The organism is Mobilicoccus pelagius NBRC 104925, assembly GCF_000247995.1.
GTDB lineage: Bacteria > Actinomycetota > Actinomycetes > Actinomycetales > Dermatophilaceae > Mobilicoccus > Mobilicoccus pelagius.
In genome coordinates this window covers 160,691-186,286 of the sequence record NZ_BAFE01000003.1, presented here as the reverse complement: position 1 = coordinate 186,286, position 25,596 = coordinate 160,691, and the positions used below count along the sequence as shown (strand labels likewise).

At 71.9% G+C, this 25,596-nt stretch carries 15 protein-coding genes; 5 read left to right on the top strand and 10 right to left on the bottom strand.

Going from position 1 to position 25,596, the window contains the following annotated elements; translation table 11 throughout:
• The first annotated feature begins 29 nt into the window (after positions 1 to 29).
• The gene (locus MOPEL_RS01190; RefSeq protein ID WP_141631102.1) at positions 30 to 1,040 is read left to right on the top strand and encodes an N-acetylmuramoyl-L-alanine amidase; all 1,011 of its coding nucleotides are present in this window, start codon (positions 30 to 32) and stop codon (positions 1,038 to 1,040) included.
• A 64-nt stretch (positions 1,041 to 1,104) separates the two neighbouring features.
• On the opposite strand, the gene MOPEL_RS01185 is transcribed toward MOPEL_RS01190, so the two are convergent.
• The 5 genes from MOPEL_RS01185 to MOPEL_RS01165 form a co-directional block, all read right to left on the bottom strand.
• On the bottom strand, positions 1,105 to 1,992 hold the full coding sequence (locus MOPEL_RS01185) for a zinc ribbon domain-containing protein (RefSeq protein WP_009481015.1): 888 nt from the start codon (positions 1,990 to 1,992) through the stop codon (positions 1,105 to 1,107).
• A 16-nt stretch (positions 1,993 to 2,008) separates the two neighbouring features.
• The gene (locus tag MOPEL_RS01180) at positions 2,009 to 4,192 is read right to left on the bottom strand and encodes a zinc ribbon domain-containing protein (protein WP_009481014.1); all 2,184 of its coding nucleotides are present in this window, start codon (positions 4,190 to 4,192) and stop codon (positions 2,009 to 2,011) included.
• A 237-nt stretch (positions 4,193 to 4,429) separates the two neighbouring features.
• Positions 4,430 to 5,278, bottom strand: coding sequence for a hypothetical protein (locus tag MOPEL_RS01175; protein WP_009481013.1), 849 nt, complete (start codon positions 5,276 to 5,278; stop codon positions 4,430 to 4,432).
• 158 nt (positions 5,279 to 5,436) lie between these two features.
• Positions 5,437 to 7,887 (bottom strand): ATP-binding cassette domain-containing protein, encoded by a 2,451-nt coding sequence (locus MOPEL_RS01170; RefSeq protein WP_009481012.1) that lies wholly within the window; start codon positions 7,885 to 7,887, stop codon positions 5,437 to 5,439.
• A gap of 64 nt (positions 7,888 to 7,951) precedes the next feature.
• Positions 7,952 to 9,091: a polysaccharide deacetylase family protein gene (locus MOPEL_RS01165; RefSeq protein ID WP_009481011.1), complete on the bottom strand. Its 1,140-nt coding sequence runs from the start codon at positions 9,089 to 9,091 to the stop codon at positions 7,952 to 7,954.
• 330 nt (positions 9,092 to 9,421) lie between these two features.
• Here MOPEL_RS01165 and MOPEL_RS01160 point away from each other — a divergent pair, with 330 nt between their 5' ends.
• Both MOPEL_RS01160 and MOPEL_RS01155 read left to right on the top strand, forming a co-directional pair.
• Entirely contained in the window at positions 9,422 to 11,305 is a 1,884-nt protein-coding gene (locus MOPEL_RS01160) for a serine/threonine-protein kinase (protein ID WP_169316261.1), read from the top strand.
• Positions 11,306 to 11,556: 251 nt separating this feature from the next.
• The gene (locus MOPEL_RS01155; protein ID WP_169316260.1) at positions 11,557 to 12,495 is read left to right on the top strand and encodes a TM2 domain-containing protein; all 939 of its coding nucleotides are present in this window, start codon (positions 11,557 to 11,559) and stop codon (positions 12,493 to 12,495) included.
• Positions 12,496 to 12,967: 472 nt separating this feature from the next.
• Here MOPEL_RS01155 and MOPEL_RS18680 read toward each other — a convergent pair whose 3' ends face one another.
• The 3 genes from MOPEL_RS18680 to MOPEL_RS01135 all read right to left on the bottom strand — a co-directional run bounded on the left by MOPEL_RS18680 (position 12,968) and on the right by MOPEL_RS01135 (position 16,617).
• Positions 12,968 to 14,023, bottom strand: coding sequence for a type IV toxin-antitoxin system AbiEi family antitoxin domain-containing protein (locus MOPEL_RS18680; protein ID WP_009481008.1), 1,056 nt, complete (start codon positions 14,021 to 14,023; stop codon positions 12,968 to 12,970).
• Positions 14,024 to 14,859: 836 nt separating this feature from the next.
• On the bottom strand, positions 14,860 to 15,582 hold the full coding sequence (locus MOPEL_RS01145; RefSeq protein ID WP_009481007.1) for a hypothetical protein: 723 nt from the start codon (positions 15,580 to 15,582) through the stop codon (positions 14,860 to 14,862).
• A 360-nt stretch (positions 15,583 to 15,942) separates the two neighbouring features.
• On the bottom strand, positions 15,943 to 16,617 hold the full coding sequence (locus tag MOPEL_RS01135) for a hypothetical protein (RefSeq protein WP_040632220.1): 675 nt from the start codon (positions 16,615 to 16,617) through the stop codon (positions 15,943 to 15,945).
• A gap of 888 nt (positions 16,618 to 17,505) precedes the next feature.
• On the opposite strand from MOPEL_RS01135, the gene MOPEL_RS01130 reads away from it, so the two are divergent.
• Together MOPEL_RS01130 and MOPEL_RS01125 are read left to right on the top strand one after the other, a co-directional pair.
• Positions 17,506 to 21,252 (top strand): cell wall-binding repeat-containing protein, encoded by a 3,747-nt coding sequence (locus MOPEL_RS01130; RefSeq protein WP_009481005.1) that lies wholly within the window; start codon positions 17,506 to 17,508, stop codon positions 21,250 to 21,252.
• Positions 21,253 to 21,395: 143 nt separating this feature from the next.
• On the top strand, positions 21,396 to 21,902 hold the full coding sequence (locus MOPEL_RS01125; RefSeq protein ID WP_009481004.1) for a hypothetical protein: 507 nt from the start codon (positions 21,396 to 21,398) through the stop codon (positions 21,900 to 21,902).
• Here MOPEL_RS01125 and MOPEL_RS18880 read toward each other — a convergent pair.
• Positions 21,859 to 23,178, bottom strand: coding sequence for a heparan-alpha-glucosaminide N-acetyltransferase domain-containing protein (locus MOPEL_RS18880; protein ID WP_009481003.1), 1,320 nt, complete (start codon positions 23,176 to 23,178; stop codon positions 21,859 to 21,861). The two genes, MOPEL_RS01125 and MOPEL_RS18880, sit on opposite strands and share 44 nt — an antisense overlap.
• A gap of 292 nt (positions 23,179 to 23,470) precedes the next feature.
• Complete coding sequence (locus tag MOPEL_RS01115; protein ID WP_051992157.1) at positions 23,471 to 25,555, bottom strand: acyltransferase family protein; 2,085 nt, start codon at positions 25,553 to 25,555, stop codon at positions 23,471 to 23,473.
• Between the last annotated feature and the right edge of the window lie 41 nt (positions 25,556 to 25,596).

The window sequence follows — 25,596 nt, the reverse complement described above, 5'->3', positions numbered from 1 at the left end:
GGGTGAACGGACGAACCGTAGGAGGCACGATGGACCGGCGATCGGGGCAGGCACTCGTCCTCGTGGCGGCCGCAGCGATGGCGTTGACCGCCTGCGGTGATCCGCCAGGCGGACGTGAGGCGGGTCAGGCGGTCACCCCGTCCGCCGAGTCGTGGACCGAGACGGTGACGCCGTCGCCCCCCGACGACACCACCGCCCCGTCGTCGTCCACGCCGTCGAAGGCCCCGGCCTCGGACACGGCCACGGCGATGCCGACGTACCGGGTGAGCGACACGGCGACGCCCACGTCCGCCCCGAGCGCGACACCGTCGGCGTCGTCCCGCACGTCCCGGGCCGCGTTCGAGCGTCCGAGTCGTGGCGGGGTCGAGCTGCCCCCGACCGGCACGGGGCCGCTGCAAGGGCGACGCGTCGTCGTCGACCCGGGGCACAACGGCGTCTACGACGCGAGGATCAACGAACGACAGGTGCCCGCAGGTGGGGGACGTCGCAAGGCCTGCAACACCTCGGGCACGGCGAACTCCGCGATGAGCGAGCACGAACTCACGTGGGACGTCGCCTCCGCCCTCGCCGCCGACCTGCAGAGCCGCGGCGCGACGGTATGGCTCACCCGCCCAGACGACCGCGGCGTGGGCCCGTGCGTCGACGAACGCGCCGGCATCGGCAACCGCGTCGGTGCCGACCTCGTCGTCTCGATCCACGCCGACGGCAACACGTCGGCGTCGGCCCGGGGGTTCCACATCATCACGTCGGCCACGATGAAAGGCGGCCCGGAGGCGGAGTCCCGGTCGCAGGACCTGGCTCGCCTCGTCCGAGACGAGATGGCGACGACGGGCATGCCCATCTCGACGTACCTCGGACGCCGGGGGATCGACGTCCGCTCCGACATCGCCGGGGTCAACCTGTCCGAGCCGCCCGCGGTCATGCTCGAGATGGGGAACATGCGCCATCCGCGTGACGCGGCGCTGTTCGCCGACCGCGGGTGGCGACAGAAGACGTCGGCGGCGCTCGCGGACGCGGTCACCTCGTCGATCGGTCGGTGAGCGAGCGGACGTCGACGGGCCGCCCGGGGGATGTCCCCGGGCGGCCCGTCGTTCGTCGTGGACGTCAGTTGTAGAGCAGGACCTCGGCGTTGTTGCCGCCGCGACAGATCACGGCGGTGTCCGGCTGCTGCGTGCACGTCATCCGGTAGCTCTTGCCGGTGACGGGGCTGTACACCCCCTCGAGGACGATGGAGCCGCCGGCGGCACCGCCCTCGGCGTAGGCGCTCGCGACCGCCACCATGAACGGCCTCGTCGTACTCGAGGTGAGCGTCGCCGCCTTGGAGAACGCACCGCCGTACCCGCTGTCGGTGTGGTGGAGCGAGTAGTGCCGGCCGGCGCCGAGACCGGGGGCGGCGGGTTCCTCGGGCGGTGCGGACACCCGGTGGGTCGGGGGCGCGGTGGCGGTCGCGCCGGACGGCGAGGCCGTCGGAGCGGCGGCGGCCGGCGTGGCCGACTCCGAGGGAGCCGCCGTGACCGTGGCGCTCGGGCTCGGCGTGGGCGCGGCCGTCGTCTCCTCGTCGTCCATGACGTACCGCGTCCCGAAGAACGCGGCAGCGACGAGCGCGACACCCGCGAGGCCCATGAGCGCCCACTTCGCGGCTCCACCCGACCGGGGCGGCGGAGCCGCATACGCCGGCGCGGGGTAGACGGGCGGCGGCGCACCGTACGCGGTGGCGCCCGGGGCCCCCACGCCTCCCGCGGCACCCATGGGCGGCGCCGAGGCCTCCTGCGGCGAGAGCCGCGGGGCCATCATCGTCGGTTCGGCGTGATCGTCGTATTCGGTGGCCGGCGCGGTGGGGTCCGCGGGGCGTCCGAAGACGGCCTCGCTGCCACCCAGCCGGGTGCTCGTGTCGATGTCGGCGACGCCGGTGGGGGCGGGCGTTCCACACTCGTCGCAGAACGCGCCGCCGGGAGCGAACGCCGTACCGCATTCGGGGCAGAAGATCTTCATGGTTCTCCTCGGGAGCTCAGACTGCGGGGGTACCGGGCGGGGGGATGGTGCCTGCGCGCAGTCCGTCGGCGACCGCGGTGAGGTGACGGGGCGGGACCTGGCCGCGGCGCAGGAGGGCGTCGGCGAGGACGACCTGCCACGTCGGGTCCATGCGCTTGCCGCCGAGGACGGCGAGCACCGACGGTGCCGAAAAGGCGAGCGTGCCGGCGAGGTAGTGGGCGACGAACACGCCGAACGCCACCCAGACGGCGGCCGCGGCGGCGGCTCCGAGGGCGTTGAGACCGAGGACGGCGGAGGCGCCACCGGTGGCGTCCTCGACGTTGTCGGTGCCGTTCAGGCGGTAGGCGGTGAGCCAGGCGAGCACCGCCCACCCGAGGGCCGCGACGAGCGCCGGCTGCCAGATGCGCGGGGTGCCCACGGTGGGATGACGGAGGACGGCACGCAGACCGACGAGCAGCGCGACGACGATGCAGATCGCGAGGGCGGCGGCGAGGTACTTCCCCGGGACGCTGCCCTCGAGGACGCCGATGCTCTGCGACCAGTGGTCGGCATCTCCGGGCAGCGGGGAGTCGTCGCGAAGCGCCCCCGAGACACCGAGCGTCGCGGTCATGGACACGCCGATGATGACGCCGCCCAGGACGACGAGGAGCGTGGGTACGAAGACGAGCGCCACGACGACGAGGGCGAGCACGCTCGTGGCCGCGTCGAACGGCGTGAACCGGTCGATCGCCTGCCACTCGGGCCGGTCGATGGGCGAGCCGCCACCGTCGTTCGTCGCGACGGCGTAGACGACGAACCCGACAGCGACGAGTATCGCCGCAGTGAGCACGGCGAGGACGAACTCGCCGCCCGTGCGGATGTCACCGGCCCAGCTGCGGGGGAGCCTCGCGACGGCGCTCGCGTGGGCGCCCAGGCCGACGAACGACGCGAGGGCCACGAGCGCGAGGGTGCCGAGAAACGTCGGCACGGCCCGCGCGTGGACCGTCGCGGAACCGACGACGAGTTCGAGCACGAGGCAGAGAACCGTGACGATCACGGCGCTGGTGACGCCGGTGATGAGGGCGCGCAGCGCCCGGTCGCGGGTGGTCGTCGACCTCGAGCCGGCGTCGGCGCGCCTCGCGAGGAGATAGGCGCCGCCGAGGACGAGAGCGGTGAGACCGAGCGGCATGAACGACGAGGACACCGCGACGTCGAGGTCGTCGAGGTCGAGGAGCCGCCGCAGGTCGCGGGGGAGGAACGAGGTGTCGCCGTCGACGCTCACCGCGCCACGCAGGGCGAGCGCGAGCAGCAGGATGCCGCCCCGGAACCACATCATCGGGGCGACGTTCCCCTCACGGAGGACGTCGAAGAGGGCGATCACGAGCACGCACACGAGCCAGGACCCTGCGGCGAGGAGGGCGCCGTCGCGCACGGCGCGGGTGATCTGCGCCTCGGGGAGCGGGAGCTGTCGGACCGATCCGGCGAGACGGGCACGTGCCGCACCCGCTGCGGCGCCGAGTGCGGCGGGGTCGTACTGCGGCCGCGGTGCGGAGCCGACCGGGGGATACGGCGGGGGAGTGGGCGTCGTGCCGGGCTGAGGGACGGACCCCGCGACCGCCGGAGAGGCGAACGGCGCAGTGATGTCGCTCGTGGCCCCGGGGGCCTCCGGTGCGCCGAGGTCGACGGGCTCGGCGGGCTCGGCGGGGAACCGTTCTGCGCCGTCGATGGACTCGTCATCGGGGCGCACGTCCCACGACTCGGGCGCGGCATCGTTCTCGAACTCGGGCTCGAACCCGTGTCCCTCGCGTCCGTGCTCCTCGCGTCCGTGCTCCTCGCGTCCGTGCTCCTCGCGTCCGTGCTCCTCCGGTGCGAGGGGCCCGGACGCCCACGTCACGTCCGCGGGGGCGTCGGTCGTGGGTGCCTCGTCGTAGGGCGACTCGGCCGAGGGGACGGCCGTCGCGCCGCCCCCGTCGACCACTCCGCCATCGACCCATCCGCCGTCGATCTGGCTGCCGTCGGCCGCGACGGTGACGGCGGGCTCGAGACGAGTGGTGGCGGCCTCGGGGGCGGTCCGAGCGGCCTGAGCGGCGGCGTCGGCCTGGTCGTCGACGGGTCGGACGACGTCGTCGAGGGACGGTTCGGGTGCGAGCCGTTGCCCGCAGTGGGTGCAGAACTTCGCGGCGGGTCGTCGTTCGTGTCCGCACGCGGTGCAGTGAGACATGTCGTTCCTTCTCGTCCGTCTGGGGCGGAGTGGCCCGCGGTCGTCGCGGACGATCCGGAAGACGCGTGCGGGGTCGAGCGACGGGTGCGTGGTCCGCCGCAGTCCCATTCGGCGGGAAGGGCGCACGGGTGAGGAGTCTCGACGCGTCGGAGACGGACGGTCGTGAAAGGTGCGGGGCAGCGCGGGCGCAGGCAGCGCGCCGACGACGTGACCGGCGCGTCCCGCGCGGGGGCGCACTCAGGCGCAGTGACCCCCGGGGAGGTCCGCGCCGTGCGCGTCGAGCCACCGGGCGATGCGGTCGAGATCCTTCGTGCCGGACTCGAACCCGCCGGGGTGACGAACGATGACGGCGATGCCGGCCTCCCCTCCCGAGGTGGGGATCACCGCCATCTGGCGGACGAGGTAACCACCGCCGGGGAGCGGCCCCCACCCGCCCTTGACGGGGGCGCCAGGCGCCCGGCCGAGCCCCCATCGTTGCGCGGGGACGACCCGGGTCATGAGGTCGAGGGCGCGGTTCGCGTCGGAGCGGCACCGCAGTCGCGCCATCGTCGTCGCCTGCGAGGTCGTCGACCAGCGCGTCTGACCGAAGGGGGAGAAGCCGGCGCGCGTCACCTCCGGGTTGACGCGGGTGGTGTCGCCGACGTCGGCGAGGACGGCCTCGACCTTGGCCGCCGCGGTGCGGCCCTCGCCGAGGCCGGCCCACAGGGCGGCGGCGTCGTCGTTGTCGGAGACGGTGATCGCACCATGGGCCCGCTCCTGCACGGCGGGCCATCCCGATTCCCGCTCCGCGGCGAGAACGACGGGCACCTTGATCGTCGACCAGGCGACGTCCTCGGTGACGGTGCCGAGCCGGACGGCGTCGGCGCCTCCCACGGGCACGATCGCGACCCCGGACCTCTCGGCGAGGTCGCCGAGGTCGCGGGTGTAGGCCGCGTGAAGGTCCGCGGTCGTGGCCCGGTCGCTCCTCGCGGGGGTGACGGGGGAGGCCGTCGGCGCGAGCGGTGTGGCCGACGACCCCCGGAGTGTGGCGGACAAGCCGGAGCCGCGGGCTGCGTCGGGGGCGGGGGTCGTGGGCATCGTGTCCATCGTCGGATCATCCTCCCGCGGTGTCGTCGTCGGGGTCGCGACCGAAGCCGTGGTGGGAGCGTCCTCCGACGTGTCGGATCGCGTCGCGATACCGCCCACGACCCCCAGGGCGAGGAGACCGGCGGCCGCTCCGGCGACCCAGGTCGGTCGGATCCCGCTCACGGACGGGCCTCCCGGGAGAGGCGGAGGGCGACGAGCGTCGCCGCGACGAGGGCGATGACGCCGAGCATCCCCATGTCGAGCCACCACGCCTCGGGCGTGTGGTGCCACAGCGGGTCGTCGTCGCGGCCGGGGGATCGGCCGAGGAGGTCGACCGTGGACGCTCCTGCCGCGTACCCCCAGCGGCTGGGCGCGATCCACGCGAGCTGTTCGAGCACGGCGCGTCCGACGACGGGGATGAGTCCGCCGCAGAGGACGAGCTGCGCCATGATCGCGACGACGAGCAGCGGCATGACCTGTTCGCCCGTCCCCACGACGGCGGAGATCACCATGCCGAGGACGGCGGACGCGAACGCGGTGAGGGCGACCGCCGCGTACAGCTCGATCCGCCCCGAGCCGGTGACTGCGCCGATGTCGGGGGCGTCCTTGACGAGGAGCACGAGGGTGACGAGCACGGCCGACTGCAGCGCCGTGAGCAGCGCGAACACGACCAGCTTGGCGACGAGGTAGGCGACGGTGGAAAGGCCCACGGCCTTCTCCCGTCGAAGGATCGGGCGCTCGCCGACGAGGTCTCGGGCGCTCGCCGACATCCCCATGAACGCGGCTCCCACCATGAGGACGACGAGCAGCTGGGCGGGCTCGCCGAGGTCCGGTGGTCGGGGTCGGGTGAACCCGGCCTTCCCGGGCACGGCGGCGACGAGCGCGGCGAGCACGATGGGCAGCAGCGCGGTGAAGACGGCGTAGGAGCGGTCCGCCGCGAGGACCTGGAGATGGCGACGGACGAGGGTGACGGTCTGTCGCAGGACGGGCTGTCGTCGCGGGGGCCTCGACGGCACGAGGGTCGTCACCGGGGTGGGGGCGGCGGCCGTCCGCGTCGTCGCCGCGTGGTGGGCGTAACGGTTGGCGCACCCCAGCGGGTCGGCGGAGACCTGGGCGAAGACGTCGGAGTAGTCGTCGAGGCCGAAGTAGGGCAGGACCTCCTCGGGCCGTCCGAAGAACGCGATGTACCCGCCGGGCGCGAGGAGGAGCACGCGGTCGCACATGCCCAGGTTGGCGACGCTGTGGGTGATGACGACGACGGTCCGGCCGTCGTCGGCGAGGGTCCGCAGCGTCGTCATCACCGACTTGTCGAGGCCGGGGTCGAGGCCGGAGGTCGGCTCGTCGAGGAAGAGGAGGGAGGGGCGGGTGAGGAGCTCGAGGGCGACGGAGGTGCGCTTGCGCTGACCGCCCGACAGAGCGTCGACGCGTGTGTCCACGTGGGCGCGGAGCCCGAGCTCGTCGACGACCTCGTCGATGCGCGCCCGGCGGGTCGCCGTGTCGAGATCCACGGGAAACCGCAGGAGCGAGGCGTACTCGAGGGCCTGACGCACCGTGAGCTGGGTGTGGACGACGTCGTCCTGGGGCACGACGCCGATCCGGTCGCGGAGCTCGGCGTAGTTCGCGTAGAGGTCGCGGCCGTCGAACGTCACGCTGCCGCGGGTGGCCGGACGCGCGCCGGTGAGGGCATTGAGGAGCGTCGACTTGCCGGCACCGGAGGGGCCGATGACGGCGAGGAGGCTCGAGTCGGGCAGATCGAAGCTCACGTCACCGAGGAGGACCTTGCCCGAGGGCAACTGGTAGGAGAGGTGGTCGGCGACGAAGCTGACGCGGGTGTCGGCCTCGACCATGAGCAGGGAGTCGCCGTGGATGCGGAACTCGTGGTGGCCCACGGTGAGGAGGCTGCCGGGGGTGAGGAGCGCCGCGGTGATGCGCGCCCCGTCGATGTACGTGCCGTTGACGCTGCCGAGGTCCTCGATCCAGAAGCCGACGCCCCGAGGGGTCGCCCGCAGGTGGTGCCGGGAGACGAGGAGGTCGTCGACGACGATCGTGTTCGAGCGGTCTCGGCCGAGCGTCACCGTCGTGGGCGTGCTGCGTCGGGCGACGGCGATGCTGCCGTCCTCGACGGGGCTCCACGGCGCCTGCATGCCGACCTCGTGCAGCTCGACGGGTGGGCCGACGACGGCGGGGGCCCCGACAGCAGGAGTCTCCGCGGCGGACGGGACGGCAGGGACGGCGGCGGTCGCGGGTGCGGCGGGAGAGGCGAGACCGGGTGCGGCGATCGGCGCCGCCGGAGTCGGGGCGGGGACGGTGCCCACCTGGAGCACGGGGGCCTGCGGCGAGGTCCCGAGGCGCACCGATCGGCCCGGGACGAGGGGGATCTCCGCGAGGCGCACGCCGTCGACGTGCGTCCCGTTGAGCGATCCGGTGTCGCGCAGGACCCAGCCGGTGTCGCCGTGGACGACGACGGCGTGACGTCGGGAGACCTCGGGGTGGTCGAGGTGGAGATCGGCGGAGGGATCGCGGCCCACGACGTGGGCGCGGCCGGGTTCGAGGCTCCACCGGTGGGGCCCCCAGACGAGGTCCAGGGCGGCGCCTCCCCGGGCGACGTCGGCCGTCGAGGTTGTTGACATGCCCTCCCATCGGCGGCGTCGCGTCACTCGGTAGGGGGTCGGGGTCTCCGGCCCGGGTTCGGTCTCAGGAATGCAGCGCCGGGAGGGTGAGCCCCTTCGCGCGCAGACCGCGGATGAGACCCGGCAGCGCCTCCGGGGTGTGCTTGCCCGTCATGTGCATGAGGACGACGCTGCCCGGTCGGGCCGGTGGGGTGCTCCGGTCGCCCCTGAGCACCCGCTCGGTGATCTCCTCGGCGGAGGGGCCGGCCCAGTCGCGGGTGTCGACGTCCCAGTAGCAGACCTTCTGGCCGGCGCGCTCGGCCGCGGCGGACACGCGAGTGGTGAACGCCCCGGCGCCGAATCCCGGTCGGACGAGGGTCGCGTCGGTCGCGGGGCCGCGGTCGATCTGGCGGCGGAGCGCGGCGTCGTCGATCGCGTTGAGCGACTCGTGGGTGTCGGTGTGGTTCTCCACGAGGTGCCCGGCACGCAGGAGGGCGGCCGTCATCGCGGGGTTGGCGCGCGACCACTGGCCGGTGGCGAAGAACCGGGCACGGACGTTCTCGCGCTCGAGCGTGTCGAGGACGCGGTTCATCGTCGCATCGGAGAGGAACCCGTCGTCGAACGTGAGCCACACGTCGTCGCTGGTGTTGCCGCAGTGGAGGATCCGGTCGCGGGTGGCGGCGTCGACGGGGGAGCCGGGGACACCCTTGCCCTCGATCGGCTGGGTGCCGACGGCATCGTGGCCGTTCGTGAGGTGCGCGCGCACGTCGATCGTCGCGCGTCCGCCCTTCTCGGGGATCGTGATCCAGCACTGCTGGGCGGTGCCCGTCGCATGGGTCCACGTGTCGCCTGTGCACTCGCCGCGTCGACCGCCCACCGAGACGTCGAACGACCGCGCGCCGCGGGCCGTCGGGATGATCGGCACGAGCGCACCGGGGGAGTCGTAGACGGGCGCGTGGACCCGCACCTGCACCGCCCGGTCGATCGGCCCGGTCGTCGTCGGCGCGGCCGGTGTCGTCACCGCCGTCGTCGAGGAGATCGTCGTGGGTGTCGCGGGCGAGGGAGTCGGGGGGGCTGCCGGCGGGGCCGGCGTGGTCGAGTCGGAGCTCCCGGCGGCGGGAGTCGTGGCCGGATCCTGCGTCGCCGGGCCGGTGGCGCCGCAGCCGGCGAGAGCGACGGCGAGGCCGACCGACGACAACACCCGGACGAGGACGGCGTCGTGCATGCGGACTCCTGGGGACGAGAGCGGGTGTCGATCCTCCCATCGGCGCTCGCGGCCGCCCGGCAAGCACGCCGGGCGATGGCGTGTCGGAATCGACACGCGTCCAGGGGAGTTCGGGGCGCGGATGGGCCGGGGGAGCCCCCGGGGCGTCGAGTGTCGACCCACCGACGGCGGAGCACACGGCCCACACGACCACGCCCCGGCGCGAGGGGGGCGGCGACGGCGTGCGCGCCCGAGTCGGACGGTCGGGTCACTTCCCCTACACCTGCGCGCGGCGGAGCCGATGGGGCCGATGCGAAGGAACGCACACGGACGACCCGGGGGATGGGCGACATGGATGGGCAACGGATCGGCAGCCGCTACGTGCTCGAGACCCTCGTGGGTCACGGAGCCTGTGGGCAGGTGTGGGTGGGGCGTGACCTCGAGGGGCACGAATGGGCCGTCAAGGTCCTGAGGAGCGAGCTCGCGACGGACCCGGGGCTCGTCAACCGGTTCGTCGCGGAACGGTCGCTGCTCGAGGCGGTGCGGCATCCTCACGTCGTCCCGGTACACGATCTCGTCGTCGAGGGATCGACGCTTGCCGTGATCATGTCGCTCGTCCACGGCACCGACCTGCGGCACGTGCTGCGGCAGCGGGGACCCATCGTGCCCGCCGGCGTCGCCGAGTGGGGCGCGCAGATCGCGGGAGCGCTGCAGGCGGCCCACGACGCCGGGGTGATCCACCGCGACGTCAAGCCGGAGAACGTCCTCGTCGACGAGGCGACGGAGGCGGCGATGCTCACCGACTTCGGCATCGCCCGTCTCATCGACGGCGCGACGCACTCGACGATGATGCTCGGTACGCCGCAGTACATGGCGCCCGAGATCGCCGAGGGGCGTGCGCCCGGCCCCGCCGCCGACCTGTACTCGCTCGGGGTCATGCTCTACGAACTGTGCTGCGGCGTGCCGCCGTTCGCCGGCCGCGGTTCGGCGATGGCCACGCTGCGGGCCCACCTCGAGGAGATCCCCGGGCGCCCGGCAGGTGTGCCCGACGCCCTGTGGGACGTCGTCGCCACCCTCGTGGCGAAGGACCCCGAGGCGCGCGGCGGCACCGCCGGCCGCATCGAGGCGCGACTCCGCGCCCTCGTGCCGATGCTCGAAGGACTGCCCCCGGCGGCGCGGATCGCGGACCCGCCGCCAGCCGAACGCCACCTCACGTACGCCCCGCCCGTCGACGCCGAGGTGGCCCAGCAGACGTCGCGCTGGGCCGGACCCGCCGTCTCCGGGCCGGGGTGGGCGGGCAGCGTGTCCGGTCAGGCCCCGGCGACCTGGGCCGGGGTGCCGGGCCAGGTCGCCCCTCCGGGGTACGTCGCCGCCTACCCCGCCACGCCGCAGTACGCCGCCGCTCCGTATGCCGCGCCCCAGTACGCCGCCGCGCCGTACCCGGTGCCGCCGCAGCCCGCGCAGACGTCGCGCAAGCCCGTGTCGCCTCTGCTCGTCGGTCTCGCGGCCGTCGCGCTCGTGTGCGCCGGTGTCGTCGGCGCGGTCACGTTGTCCGACGGCAGAGGCTCCGAAGAGGCGTCCGCCTCGCCCACCGCGTCCGCGGTGGCGGCTGCGCCCTCCCCGGCCGCGGGCGGGGCGAGTCCCGCCGCCCCTGCCGGCCAGGCCGCCGCGGTTCCGTCCGGCGACGCCCGTGGAGGGGCCGCGCAGGCCGGTGGCGCCGCTCCGCAGCCCGCCGCCGCACCTGCGGCACCTGCGGCCCCGGCGGCGGCACCACGTCGGGAGACGGTGCCGTCGTTCACCCCGCCGCCCCGCACCGTGGCCCAGCAGCAGCCGCGCGAGGAGGTCGACGCCGTCGCGCGGCAACGTTCCGCCGAGCAGATGCTCTCCGAGTACTTCGTCCAGGCCGAGGGCGGCACCCTCGGTGACGAGGCCGCCGTGGCGTTCCTCGCGCCCAGCGTGTCCTGGTACGACAAGGGGACGCTGTCTCGGGCGGAGGTCGTCAGCGCGACGCGTGGCGAGCCCGGCAAGCCGAGGACGTCGTTCTGGACGAACCGCGTCGAGTCGTTCACTCCGGCGGTCTCCTACGGCGGCCACGAGGCGGACGTCATCGTGCTCAATCGTTCCTACCGACGGCCCTCGGGCACGGGTGGCGACATTCGAGTGACGTACACCCTCGTCTACGACCGTGAAGGCCAGTCCCCGCGTATTGCGCAGGTGCGCGAACAGCGTTTGTGAATCGGTCATTCTTCCTTTGTCGGAGGGGTGCGAATTCCAGGCGGCGACTCCTTGCGCGAGCCGCTCACCAGGTGCGATGTGCCGTTGTGGGCAAGGAATAGCGTCTCGGTCGGTCGATCCACCGGATTCGCTCAGGGCCCCTCCGGCGGGGCCGTATGGGCAGGTGTCCGCGACGAGTTTCTCCATCGCTCGGGACGCGACGGGACATCGGGTCGACACGCACCCGAACAGGAATGGTGCCTGCGGGTGCCGTGATCACGGAGGATCTCATGGACTACTGCGCCTCGTGCGGTGCACAGAACTCACCCTCGGCGAAGTTCTGCACCGGCTGCGGGACCCGGCGACAGGCGGGCGACGCCACGGCCTACGCGCCCCCGGTCGACCCGGCCCAGGCGGTGATCGATCAGACGGATGCGGCGGCCAAGGCCGCTCACGCCACCCTGAGCTCGCCCCAGCCGCAGGCCGGGGCCCAGGCGTACCCGCCTCCGGCGTCGGCGCCCTACGCCGCTCCGGCGGGGACGGCCGGCCAGTCCGCGCCGGCCATCGGTGGAGCCCAGATGCCCGCGGTCGACCCCGGCATGCTGCGGATGGCGGGGATGGGAGTCGCGGGGCTCGTCGCACTCTTCATCGTGGTGAAGATCATCGGTGCGGTGGCCCGTTCGGGATTCGGTTCCGTCCTCACGATCGGCGCGCTCGTGCTCATGGCCGTCGTGGGGTATTTCGCGTACACGGCCCATCAGCAGGAGACGCGGGAGGCGCGCACGGTGGCGTCGCTGCCGCCGTCGGTGCAGCACGTCGTCGCCCAAATGGATCCGGGCGCGCAGACGGCGTTCTTCAACGAGTACGAGCGGTACCGCAAGAAGACGTGGGTCGCGTACCTGCTCATGTGGCCGCTGTTCGGCACGCACTACTTCTACCTGCGACAGCCGCTCCTCAACGTCCTCTACTGGTTCACCGGCGCGGGCGCCGGCATCTGGGGGCTCATCGACGTGTTCCGCATGCGTTCGCTCGTGCGGGCGGCCAACGAGCAGAGCGCCCGCCAGGCCCTGCAGACCCTCCACATCGGCGCGGTGTTCGGCAACATGCCCGCCGCCCCGCAGGCGATGGCCCAGCCGACTCCGCCCATGAACACTCAGCCCGCTGCCGCGCCCATGCCGACCGTCCACCCGACGCCACAGGACCGCGTCTGACCTGCGCGAACGACGCCCGGCATCCCTCGCGGATGCCGCGCCCACGGCGGGCGGCCCCACGGGGTCGCCCGCCGTCGTTGTGCCTGCACGCTTGGGCGACGGCCGGGCTGCGGGCGTGCCCGCGGCGTGCTGCGGGTGTGGAGGAGTGGCTGGGCCCTGCGGGGTGAGCCCCGTCCTCCGCGCCGGCCACCGGCCATGCAGATCGTCCACCTGGGGGCGGGGACGAGACTCCGTGGGGTCGGAGCTCGGGTGGGGCGCCTGCTGAGCCGGAGCGCGGAGGTGGGATTTCGGGTGGGACCCGATGTGGCCGGCAGGGTGCTGAGATTCGGGGGGTGGAGGGGGACGGATCGGGTGGGTGGCGCGCTTGATCCGGCCCGAGGATCCGGGGTGCCACCGGATATGACGTCAATACGCGGGAGATTCTGTGCCCTCGAGGTTCACATCGGGTGTCACCCGGGATGCCGCGGAAGGATCAGGGCAGGTGGCCGATGGCGTGGCCCCCGGATCGCGCGGCGGCGAGGAGTTGGGCGAGGTTGTCGTAGCGGAGGCCGCCGTCTGGGGTGACGATCTGCTTCCACGTGAGTCGGAGCAGGCGGTGGCCGGCCCTGACGAGGTCTGCCTCGCGGTCCTTCTCGGCCTCGACGATGTCGGCCGGGGTTCGGGGATCGCCGTCGTCGGTGCGGTACTTGAGGAGGCCGTCGATCTCGATGAGGAGGCCGTCGTCGAGGGCGAGGTCGGCGCGGTACGTGTGTCCGGCGGTGGTGATCTCGTACTGCGGGGTGGGGGTGTGGCCGAGAACGGTGAGGGCGTATCGGGCGAGCGTCTCGGCGGGGGACTCGGAACGCGCGTCGGCATGCGTGAGGGCAGTGGCGACGGCCTTCGCGGTGGGGCGTCGGGCGTAGCGGTCGAGGGAGTCCTCGAGTTGAGCGGTGGTCGCTCGGCGGGTGCGAAGTGCCTCGTCGGCGGCGACGAGCGCGGCGAGGGGGTGGGCGAGTCCGGCCTGGACGACGGCGTCGGCACACCGGACGGTCGTGGCGGTGTCGGGGAGGTCGATGGTGGAGGCATCCCCGCGATGGATGACGCACCCCTGGCGTCGTCGGTGGACCTGGCCGGTGCGGTAGGTGAGGTGCACGGTGCCGTGGTCGGCGGCGAACGCCGGGAGGCTCATCGCGACGAGCGCCGAGTGATGGCTGAGGACGGCCGACCCGAGGCGTCGCTGGATCGCGACCGACCTTCGTCGGTGGAGTTCGCGGGAGTCGAGGGCGGCGTCGCGGCGTGCGTACCACCCGTGGGTGACGCGGACGACGAGGCCGTGACGCATGAGGCGCTGCAGTTGGGCATGGCTCACCCCGGCGTCGCGCGCCTGCTCGGCGGAGAAGACTCCCTCATCACCGGTGGTCAGTGCATCCAGCAGCGGCGTGAGGTGAGGGCTGGGTGCGGCGACGGACATGTCGCCAGGGTCGCCGCTCCGCAGGGAGTCGTCGGAGTCGGACTCTCCGGGTGTGGAGGAGCGGGCGATCTCCTGCATCGTGTGGAGGGTCGTGACCGCTGCCGAGGGGCGCTGTTTCGGGTGACACCCCATCCGTCGCTGGGGCGCGAGAGATGTCGTGATCCTGAGTGGGGTTTCGGGTGGGTGCCGGAGTGATGTCGGGTGGGTGGGGAGCATGTGGGGTGGGTCTGTGGCGGTCGGCCGAGGCCTCATCGCGCCGGCGGCCTCTCGTGCGCAGTGTCCTCGCCTGCTGCTCCGACAGTCGGAGGCCCCGACGCGTGTGGGCGGCCCAGGCGGACGCCCCGCTCGTCGCCCGCTGCTCGTCGGTCGGCCTTCCGGTGGCGCGTGGAGGTGGGGCAGGCCTGGACCATGGGTCGGCAGGGATACGCCTCGGTGTCGTTCTGCGCAGGGGGCGGAGGACGGAGGGCGGGGCCGGTGAGGGGCGCCCGCCGTCGGGGCGCGGTCGAGGTGCGGTCGAGGTGCGGTCGAGGCAGTGGAGGGTGACGCCGAAGAGGTCGGCGTAGTGGCGTTGGCCGACGGGTGACTCGTCGACGTCGATCTCCGCGCCACGCTCCCCGCCGAGGCCGGCGGTGCCGCACCAGACGTTCGCGGGGGCCACTGTTCTCCCGACGGCGGCCGGGGCGTGATCCCACGCCCTCGCGGCGATGGAGGAGCGGGGCGAGCCGGTGCCGGAGGTGTACCGGCGGATCCTCGCGGGGGCGTCCCGGCGCGACGCCGTCACCGCGGTGCACGGGGATCGCCGCTGACGACCGCACCCCGCCGCACCCCGCCGCGGCAGGACGCGGCAGGACGTGGCGGGGCGGATGACGGCGGCCGGGGACGTGGGATCGTCCCCGGCCGTCGTGCGTCGTGCGTCAGCGCCAGATGAGGCCGCGGAAGTCGGACATCTTGTCTGCCGTCTTGCGGGAGACGACGCCGGACTTCGCCGTCGAGACCTTCTTCCAGCCCTTCGGCGTCCACCGGTAGGTCGTGTTCGTGCCGGAGTAGGTGCGGCCGCTCGGGGACGGGTTGAGCTGGTGGTGCACGACGTACCGGGTGTCGCCCTTCATCGAGAACGTCCAGCCGCTCACGGGGAACGGCGGGAACGTCACCGACCACGACCGGCTCGTCCGCGTCGAGTTCGGCGCGGCCAGGGGCGTGAGCTTGCCGTTGCGCCACGTGTACGTGTGGATCCACGCGAAGTCGCCGACGCCGCCGCCGAGGTCGAGCATCACCTCGTTGCCGCGGACGCCGTCGATGCCCGTCGCGCCGACCCACAGGTCGCGCGGGGCGGGGTTGTTCATGTTCTCGGTGACGTAGACCGGCAGGGACGACGACCGGCCCTTCGCCGTGCGCACCGCGAGGCGGTACCCGTTGACGTACCCCCGCGAGGAGACGAGGCGGAGGGTGACGGTGTCCTTTCGTCCGTCGCCGTCGATGTCGACGCGGTGGGTGAACGTCTTCGCGGCCTGCGACGCGGCCGGGGCGGTGGTGCGTGCCGGGGTTGCGGGGGCGGCCGTGGCGGTGGGGGCGGCGACGACCGCTCCGGCGAGCGCGACGGCGACGGCGACTGCGGTGGGAACTGCTCGGCGAGTCATGGGAATCCTCGAATCTCACGTGCCGCGGGCGCGGCACGGCGGGTGATCGGTACGGCCGTGACGCAGGCCGTGAGCGGTGCGACGACCGGGCCGGCCACAGGCGCGGACCCCGGTGCGGGGAGGGACGGACGTGATGCCACCCACCCTTGCCCATCGCACGGACGGATGGGGGGCGAAGCGTCGACACCCGCGAGAGCGGCTCGTGGGGTCGACGACGGGTCCGGCCGAGGCTGCGGGTCACCGCAGATGGGGGATAGCGACGCCCGAGCCCAGGCGGCGAGCGTGGGGTAGGAGGTGTCGGTGATGCGCCCGTCCCCGCGCCCCGCTACAGACGACGTGGCGGGTGCGGGGGGGCGGGGCTCAGTCCTGGGGGAGGGAGACGCCGTGCCAGCCGTAGACGGCGTCGGCGGTCTTGGAGTTGTCGCGGATCGTCACGGTGCGGGTGGTGCCGCGCACCCAGCCGCCCTTGCTCCAGCGGAACGTCGTCTGGCGGACGCGGAAGGTCGGTGCCGACGGGTCCTTCATGCCGTAGGTGGCGACGACGTACCGCACGCCACGGCTCGTGTGGAACCGGTAGCCCTTGATGACCGAGGCCGCCCAGTCGGTGTACCAGTCGGGCCGACGGGTGTCGGGTGCGTTCTGCCGCACGAGGCGGCCGTTCCGCCACGTGTAGACGTGGAAGTGCTGGGAGTGCGCACCGAAGCCGGCCCGCAGGACGATCTCGTTGCCCCGCACGCCGTCCAGCCCGGCCGCCCCGTAGTAGGGCGCGAAGCCGGCGAGCGGGAAGTCGGCCGTGTCGAGGGCGTTCGAGACCTTGCCCGTCGCCGTCCTCGCGCAGAGGCGGAACCTCGGTTGGAACTCGTCGAATCCGACCTGCGTGACGCTGACGGTGTCGCGGCGCGCGTCACCGTCGACGTCGGTGCGGGCCACGACGCGGCCCGTGCAGGTGGGGGCCGCGGCCTCGGCGGGGAGGGCCGCAGCAGGGGCGACGAGGGATGCGAGGGCGGCGGCCAGGGCGATGGGGCGGTAGGACATGTCGATCTCCGGCGACGGGGTGGTACTGCTTCGGGCGGTGGCGTCCGGTGGCGCGCTGTGTGGAGAGGCCGACGCGGGCTGCGCCGTCATCATCCCCATCGCCGGGCGGTTGCGGGCCTTGAGTGGTCGTGACGGTTCAGTGCAATGGGCGGGGGATGGCGTCGCCGCTGCTCCTCGAGTCCCGGAAGGGTAGACCGTTCGCCGGGTGGGGTTGGCGCTGTAGGGGGTTCGGATGTCTGCTCGGGGGTCCGTTCGGGGGGAGTGGTGGTGACGCTTGCGGGGCCCGTACGGAAACGGCAGAGAAATCCCGGCTGACATGACAGGTGTTCTGAACGGACGACCCAAACGAACGTCTTACATCAAAATGGCGTATTGCAGTCGGCGTGTCTCGCAGTGGCCGGCCGGGTGACCTGCGAGAATCCCTTCATCCGTACGAATGGGTGGTCGACCGTCCTGGTCGAGTGTCTCGATCTGGGTTGTGGAGCGAATCTGCGAGGTTCTCGCTTGGGGGTGATGGCTACGCGGTCCTGGACGGCTGGTGGTCATATGTCCAGCTCATAGGCCTGTCCATACTGATCTTCGCTGGATCGCCGATCTCGACCCCTCGGATCGAAGTGATCTCCGTCACACACATTTCGCTCAGTTGGATGCCGGATCTGCCGACAACGCGCGTGGTCCGAACTATATGGAGAGGCACCGTTGCGTGCCCTCAGGAAAAGTTGCGTGTAATGCCAGCGCCTGTTGAGCGATTACCAGGTTGGTGTAATCATCAGTGAGGCGGGCAGCTCACCGAACCTCGGTGAGCATCTGGGGGATTAGCCCCTGGGGGCTGCTTGCTTCATCACCCTCTGAGTTCGACCAACAGCACGATGCCTTCAGGAGGCCACAGTGAGTGCAGCCAAGCTGCGTAAGTTCGGGCGCGGGTCCGCGATCGTCGCGACCACCGCTCTCGTCATGACGTCTTTCGGCCCCGCGGCTTTCGCTGCGTGGGACGACGCCCCGCAGACCGCCACGGTCAACGAGGCCGCCACGATCGAGCAGGCCGAGCGACAGGGCACCATCGGCATCGCCGACGCCGACGCCAAGACGACCGACAACCAGGGCGCCAAGCTCATCCAGGCGGGCCAGAACGACCAGGCCATCGCCGACACGATGATCACGCTGCCGAACCGCTTCAAGGCCGGCGACGTCATCGAGCTGCACCTGCTCGACCGCCAGGTGTCCGAAGAGAAGGACTACAAGTTCAACTCCGGTCCGTCGATGGCCGTGGGCTTCTCGGGTACGCCGAAGGTCACCATCGACGCCGCCCCGAAGGCTACTGACGCCCAGATCGACCCCGACAGCGACGCCACGACGCCGATGGCGGCCTGGGCCGCACCGACGGGCAACACCACTGTGACGAAGCCGGGCGTCGCGCCGGCGTTCTCGGTCAGCACTGCCTCGTCCAACGGTGGCCCTGGTCAGAACGTGCTGCGCCTGACCGTGAACAGCGAGGCGTCGACCGGTGACCCGGACGGCCGCTGGGCGGTCACCCTCTCTGACCTCAAGGTGAACCTCGGAGCTTCGGTGACGCCGGGCGCGCTGCGTCTGGTCCCGTTCAGCATCAACGCTGATGGCAATGCCACCGAGTGGTTCTGCGGTAACGCTCGGTTCTCCAACAACAACACGACGACGACGGCGGACGACACGCCCCGTGAAATCGGTATCTACACCGTGCCCGCGTACGTCTCGCCGGCGAAGATCGCCTCGGAGAACACGGACATCATCGCCGACGGCACCGCTCAGGACATCGGCGCCCTCACGATCACCGAGACGCAGGGCTACTCCCTCGGCGACGGCACCTACACGCTGAACCTCCAGGGTGCGGCCATTGCCAACACCGACCCGAAGACCATCAAGGTCGCCGTCGCCAACGGTGGCGCCAACGAAGTGGCCACGGTCACGGGCATCGCCGCCGACGGCAAGTCCGTCACGCTCTCGCTCAAGGGCACGGACCCGGCCAAGGTCGCCACCTACTCGATCACCGGCGTTCAGCTCAAGTCGGCCACCGCCAACCAGATCAAATGGGGCCTGACCGGCGCGCCGCTCGCCGGCTTCATGTCGACCGCGGGCACCAGCCCCCAGGTCGTCGACGCTCAGGGCACCACCCTGATCCGTGACGACGCCTCGTTCCTCAGCGAGACCGGAGCCACGCCGTACAACACCGTGCTCGACGATGCCACGAACACGGCCGGTGCTGAGCTCACCCAGCAGGAGGCTGGCAAGTTCGACACCCCGGCCGGTGCCGACCAGATCGTCGCGGTCGACTACACGGCAGCAGCTCCTGTGTACAACGTGGTCGATGGTACGGCGACTGGTGCCGACGGCGCTGACACGGGCGTCGGCGACGCCGCCCCTGCCTCTGACCCGGACGCTACCGAGATCGAGGCGATGGGTGGCGCGGGTACGTACACCGTGACCATCGCCGACCCGGTGGCCGAGGTTGTGGCCACGGGAAACACCGCTGGAATCACGCTCGACTCGGCTGAGGCCAACCTCCTGGGTGAAGGTCCTGCGACGGTTACCTACCAGGCCATCGGCGCCAACCAGTTCTGGACTGTGACCGGTGCATCGACTGTGCCGTACTACTCGATCAACGGCACCGACTTCTACACCCAGGGCACGTCGCCGACGGGCACCACGCCCGGTAGCGTCTCGGGTGTGCGCGCCTTCTCCAGCGGAACCGCACTGGACACCCAGGACGGCGCGTTCACCGTCGACGTGACGACACCGCAGCTCTGGACCCTTGCCACGCCGGACGGCAACCTCATCAGCTACGACGGCACCACTTTCGGTACCGATGGCAACTCCGACGGGGACCTTGGCGACACCGGCGAAGCGGTTGTCACGTTTGGTTCCGCGTTGGAGGCAGGTTCGTTCACCATCGCGAACGCAGGCGACGCGGCGGAGTGGACCTTCACTGCCGACGTCGTCGGTGCTGACGGAACGGTGTACCCGGACGTCACCTACAACTCGGCTGACGGCAGGGCCTTCACCAAGGCCAGCGGTGAGGCTGCGGGCGCGCCCGCGACCATCACCTTCGGTGCGGCGCTCGCCGAGGACGACGGCAACTTCACGGTCGAGGAGAACGCGACCGAGGATTCCTGTGGTGTCTGGCAGAAGGACATCCTCGCTCCGCTGAACGACCTCACGGTCACCGGCTCCTCGAGCGCGGGTGTGGCGAGCATCGGTGGCACGAACCGCTTCGGTACCGCTGCACGCATTGCGAGCGAGTACGTCAAGTCCACGGGCCGCCCGACCGCCGACACGGCCATCGTCGTGAACGGCATGGCTGCTCCGGACGCACTGTCCGCGAGCTTCCTCTCCCAGCGTGAGGGTGCTCCGATCCTCCTCACCGCCCCCGGCCAGCTCCCCACGGAGACGGTCGAGGCCCTGCGTGACCTCGGTGTCCGCAAGGTCTACATCGTCGGTGGCAAGACCGCCGTCGGCGACAAGGTGTTCAACGCTCTCAAGGAGCAGAACGCCTACATGTGGGACGACGCCGCCAAGGCCATCAAGCCGCGCGGTGACAAGCTCGAGGTCCTCCAGCTCGGTGGCGACAACCGCTACGAGACCAACTGGCGCGTGAACACGTACGCCGCGGCCCAGACCGCGTCGAACGCCCCGGTCGGCAAGATCGCCGTCGGCGCCGGCCAGTCCCTCAAGACGACGACGATGATCGCCCGTAGCTCCAACAACAAGGACTTCGTCGACGCCCTCTCCGCCTCCGTGCTCTCCGCCGGTCGCGTGGGCGGCCTCAAGGAGCAGCGTGGCGGTGGCAACACCGTCGCTGTGACGGCTGGCTCGTTCACCTTCGCGTCCGACCCGGCCCTCAACAAGGTCGGTGCCGGCGAGTACACGCTGAACAACGGCAACGTGGTTCTCGACGGTCAGCCGGTGGGTACGTACACGGCCAACGTCATCACGATCAACGGCGTGAACTTCGCCGTGAACGGGACGGCGCTGTCGGGCAACACGTTCACCGTCACGGCCAACCCGGCCAGCACGTGGGCGTACGACTCGACCGTGTCGAACGTCAACGCGCTGCCCACGATCCTCACCCGCCCCGATCAGCTCGTTCCCGAGGCCAAGGCCCAGATGAAGGCCTTGCACCTCGAGCACGCGCTGCTCATCGGTAGCGACGACGCCCTGTCGAAGTCGGTCAACGACCAGGTCGCCGAGCAGGGCCTCACCAGCCACCGCATCGAGGGTAAGGACCGCTGGGAGACCGCGGCGAACGTCAACCGCTTCGCCATGGCGGACCAGGCTGTCTCCGACTCCAACCCGATCCCGGGTCTCGGCTTCGACGGCAACCGCGTCTACTCCGACGACGCCCGCACCAACGTGGTCGGCGGCTCCATGACGGCCTACCTGGCCAACGGCATGAAGTTCCCCGACGCCCTCGTGGCGGGCCCGTGGATCTCCCGCACCCGCAACGCGATGGTCATGACGCTCCAGAACGACCTGCCCGAGCCCACCGCTGCGTTCCTCAGCGAGAAGGCCGAGCAGATCACCGGCACCGCCGGCCTGGGCCAGGGCGACGCCGTCAGCAGCGCCGTCATCGCGGAGGCGAACAAGATCGTCTCCAGCAAGTGACACCAGCACGACCCATCGGAACTGACGGCATGACCGTCTGACCCGAGCGGAGGGCCGAAACCTTACGAGGTTCCGGCCCTCCGTGTGCGTTCTTGACCGAACGCTGACCCCCTCCATTCCCCTCATCAGAAAGACTTGAGAACATGAAGCGCTCGTTCTGTGCCCTCGTCCTCGCCCTCCCCCTCGCGCTCGGCGCGTGCGGCACCGCCGCCGACAAGGAGGCCGCCAACCAGCAGTCGTCGAAGGACACCGCGGCGACGTCACAGAGTTCCGGCGACTCCACCCCGGCGACCGGCGCGACCTCGGGCAGCACCCCCACCGACCCGTCGCAGCAGGTCGGCCCCAGCCGCACCGCCGGCGCGCCCGTCATCGGCGCCGACCAAGGCAAGGTCGAAGTCACCGGCTGCAAGGCTGGCAAGAACGGTGTCGACATCACCGCCAAGATCACGAACACCACCAAGGAGAAGCGCTCCTACATCGCGACCGTGATGGTCTACGACGGAGACAAGAAGGTCGCCGGCTCCGCCGCCGTCATGGCCGACGCCATCCCCGCCGGCGAGACCGCCGAAGCCACCGGCGCCTCCAACAAGCCCGTCAAGGGCAACGTCACCTGCGACGTCGCCCAGATCGACTCCATGCCGATGAGCTGACGCTCACTCCTAACCCGGAGATTTCACGGGGGTGGGTGACCCCTGTACGCGAGAAGTGCCCTTGACCTGCAAGGATGTCGATTGCTGAAGTCGATATCCGCAGGATCCGAAGGGCACTTCTCAGGTGAGTAAGCGTAGCGGGCTGTACCCGCGTGTCCGAGTCGACGCCGCGAGGGTGCCGGCGGTGGCGCACGCGGGAGGGACGCTGCTGACGCGCACGGTGGGGGTCTCGGGCCTGGGTGCGGCATTGAGTGAGGCGTTGCGGCCGTGGCGTAGGCCTGTGTCCAGGCACGATCCTGCGAAAGTGGTGAGCGACCTCGCCGTCTCGTTGGCGCTGGGTGGGGACGCTTGCCGCGACGAGAAGACTGTTGCGGCCCAACGCGATCAGCGGATACCGCGCCACCCGCTCCCCGAGCGGAGCCACCCGCCCGTCGAGCAGCACGTGCACGACGAGGAGCGTCACCGCGACGGCCCCACCGATGCCCCACCCGAACGGCACCGTCCACAGCCGCTTGAACGGCTCGACGACCACGACCGAGGCCCGCACGACGACGACCGTCGCCACCCCCACGACGAGCACCGCACGACCGAACACCGCCGCCCCCATCCCGCGCCGGTGCTCCCACATGAGCCGCCCCGCCGCCGCGCCGACGAGCGCCGTCACGAGCGCACCCGCCGCCGCGACGAACCCCTCCGGGTCGTGACCGAGCCGCCCCATCACGTACATGTGCGGCCCGAACACCGCCGCATCGACGACACCCGACGGGTTGCACGCCTTCGTCAACGCCCCGCCCGGGCAGGAGCTCGCCCACGAGGCGAGGAGCCACGCCTGCGCCCCCGCGACGACGGCCGCCGCCGCGAGCCAGTGCCACCACCGCCGCACGACCACCGCGACGAGACCGAGCGCCAGCACGAGGAACGCGTACAGCTGCAACACCCCCGTGAACCGCAACGTCGCGACGTCGACCGCGCCCGTGCCGAGCACCTGCCCGGCCACCGCGAACGCGAGCCCCGCCGCGGTGAGGACGAGGACCCGCCGCACCTGCCGCGCCACCGGCACCCGCCGAGCGAACGCGATCGCCATGCCCGCACCGCTCAACGTGACGAACGCCGGGAACACGAGATCGACCGGATGCACCCCCGTCCACGCCGCATGCTCGAACCACTCCGGTGCCGTGAACCACGCGTTCACCACCACGCTCACGACGAGCATCACGCCCCGACACACGTCGAGCGATTCCAAACGCCCGCCCCGTCCCGACCCCGCCGCACTCATCGGGTCAGTGTCGTTGTGGAGTAGGGCTTTTCCTCGTCCCCTCGCCGCAGTTGGGCAGATGCCGACCCTTCTCGGTCGACGATCCGACCGCTGAGCGGTCCGCTCGATGCGCGCCCCACCGTCCTCCCCTACGGGGCTTCGGGCGTCCGCGGGTCTCGGGTGGGTGCGGGCGGAGTCGGGCGCATCGCGCCGACGTCGGAGAGGCGCGCGGGCGAAGATCAGGCGGCCCACGGTCCCAGGGGCCCCGGCGAGCACGCGCCCGCCTGCGGGGACGTGCGCGCAGGAGCGGGGTTCACCGCCGCGCTGCCCGTGCCACGGCCCCGCCGACGTCGTCGGCCATCGTGCGGGCGTACGTCCGTGTGAGGTGGTGGGCGTCCCGATACACCGACACCCCACCGACCATCGCGTGGCATCGGTCGTCGTCGCACATGAGCGCCGTGAGGGCGTGATGGGCGACGAGCTCCGGGTGGCGGCGGGCGACCACGTCGAAGAGGTTGTCGTGGGCCACCTCGTCACGCGGCCGAGCACACGGATCGTCGGCGGACCCCACCGCGACGCACGCCGGGCCCGACTCCGGACGCACCCCCGGCACGTCACCGAGCACGAGCACCCGCATACCGCGATCGACGTACCGCCGCCACGACGTCACCGTGCGGGCCTCCGCCTCCGCGACCTGCGCCCGCGACGTCGACGGCCCCGCCACGTACCCCTCCGCGTTGTCGTGACTCGCGAACACGACGACGTCGACGCCCTCCCGCTCGAGGAGCCTCGGCAGCTCCCGGGCCCGTCGCGCACACCCGGGCGACTGCCCACCCTCGACGGCACGATCGACGCCCAGGCAGTCGGTCTGCGCCGCGAGGAGCACCTCCCACCCGCGCGACCGGCCGTACTCGGTGAGCGCGGGAACCAGATGCACCGCATGGGAATTGCCGACCAACGCCACCCGCAGCCGTGGGGAGTCCGCCCGGCCGAACCGGCAGATCTTCACCTCGGCCGAGTCCGCGTCCACCTGGCAGTCGTACGCCGCGGCGTCGTAGTCGCGGTCGGCGAACGCGCTGTCGAAGTCGTCGGGGCGCCGAAAGCGATCCGGGCAGCCGGGATCCATCGCCTCCGCACCCACACAGGCCTCGCCCGACGAGATCGACTTCGTCACCCGCGCCGCCGACTCCGCGACGCCGCGGTCGACCCGATGCAGGAGCAGCGTCGAGCAGGCGACGAGCAGCCCCGGGCCGACGAGTGCGAAGAGGAACGCCCCCCGCGTGCTCCGGGTCAACGCCCCACCACGGAACGGATCCTCGACCCACCGCTTCGTCACCCACGCCGCCACGAACGTCCCGGCCACGAGCGCGACCCCGTCGACGAGCCCCACCGGGTGGCCCGTGACGAACGGCGCGAGCACGACGAACGGCCAATGCCACAGGTAGATGCCGTACGAATGGTCACCGAGCCATTGCACGGCGGGGAAGGCGTAGTACCGCGTCGGAGACGTCCTCAGCCGGGATTCACCCGCGACGAGGAACAGTGCCGCCGCACCCACCGGCACGAGCGCCGCCCACCCCGGGAACGACACCTCGTGCCCCGGGAGCAGGAACGCCGTCGCGCCCAGCACGACGACCGCCACCCACGCCCACGCCGCCCGCGCGTGCTCCCCGAGCACCTGACCCAACCGCCACACGGCCACGAGACCACCGACGCCGAACTCCCACGCCCGACCGAACGTGTTGAAGAACGCCGGTGCCGGCGTCGCCCACGTCCACACGAGACCGGCGAGGAACGACACCGCCGTCACGAGCGCCAACGCCCGCCCGACCCGCGCCCTCGCCGACCCGCCCGGCCACCACGACGCACGCGCCGCCGCGAACACGAGCAGCGGCCACACGAGATAGAACTGCTCCTCCACTGCGAGTGACCAGTAATGCTGCGCCACCCCGGGCGCCTCCTCCGCCGCGAGATAGTCCACGGCCCGGGACGCCAACGCCCAGTTCTCCACGTACGCGGCACCCGTCCGGACGTCACGCAGGTTCAGCGCCCACGACACCCGCGGCGCCACGAGCACGACGAGCACCAGCGACACCGCGAGGACCGTGCACGACGCAGGCAACAACCGCCGGATCCGCCGCGCCCAGAACCGCCCCGTCCGAACCGTCCCGCGCCGCTCCACCTCCGACAACAGATGCGAGGTGATGAGGAACCCCGAGATGACGAAGAAGACGTCGACACCGACGAATCCCCCCGGCATCACCGACGGCCACACGTGGTAGACCACGACCGACATCACCGCGAAGGCCCGCAACGCCTGGATGTCCCGCCGCACCGGCCGCCGGGAGTCCGCCGACGCGCGCCCGTCGACCTCGGCGACCTCGGCGACCTGGACCATCCCGCCAGCGTAGAGGCGCACATCGCCGCCGAGCCGCACCG

Coding starts and splice junctions, on each gene's coding strand:
- MOPEL_RS01190 (WP_141631102.1), top strand. CDS start 30: ATGGACCGGCGATCGGGGCAGGCACTCGTCCTCGTGGCGGCCGCAGCG.
- MOPEL_RS01185 (WP_009481015.1), bottom strand. CDS start 1,992: ATGAAGATCTTCTGCCCCGAATGCGGTACGGCGTTCGCTCCCGGCGGC.
- MOPEL_RS01180 (WP_009481014.1), bottom strand. CDS start 4,192: ATGTCTCACTGCACCGCGTGCGGACACGAACGACGACCCGCCGCGAAG.
- MOPEL_RS01175 (WP_009481013.1), bottom strand. CDS start 5,278: ATGGACACGATGCCCACGACCCCCGCCCCCGACGCAGCCCGCGGCTCC.
- MOPEL_RS01170 (WP_009481012.1), bottom strand. CDS start 7,887: ATGTCAACAACCTCGACGGCCGACGTCGCCCGGGGAGGCGCCGCCCTG.
- MOPEL_RS01165 (WP_009481011.1), bottom strand. CDS start 9,091: ATGCACGACGCCGTCCTCGTCCGGGTGTTGTCGTCGGTCGGCCTCGCC.
- MOPEL_RS01160 (WP_169316261.1), top strand. CDS start 9,422: ATGGATGGGCAACGGATCGGCAGCCGCTACGTGCTCGAGACCCTCGTG.
- MOPEL_RS18680 (WP_009481008.1), bottom strand. CDS start 14,023: ATGCAGGAGATCGCCCGCTCCTCCACACCCGGAGAGTCCGACTCCGAC.
- MOPEL_RS01145 (WP_009481007.1), bottom strand. CDS start 15,582: ATGACTCGCCGAGCAGTTCCCACCGCAGTCGCCGTCGCCGTCGCGCTC.
- MOPEL_RS01135 (WP_040632220.1), bottom strand. CDS start 16,617: ATGTCCTACCGCCCCATCGCCCTGGCCGCCGCCCTCGCATCCCTCGTC.
- MOPEL_RS01125 (WP_009481004.1), top strand. CDS start 21,396: ATGAAGCGCTCGTTCTGTGCCCTCGTCCTCGCCCTCCCCCTCGCGCTC.
- MOPEL_RS18880 (WP_009481003.1), bottom strand. CDS start 23,178: ATGAGTGCGGCGGGGTCGGGACGGGGCGGGCGTTTGGAATCGCTCGAC.
- MOPEL_RS01115 (WP_051992157.1), bottom strand. CDS start 25,555: ATGGTCCAGGTCGCCGAGGTCGCCGAGGTCGACGGGCGCGCGTCGGCG.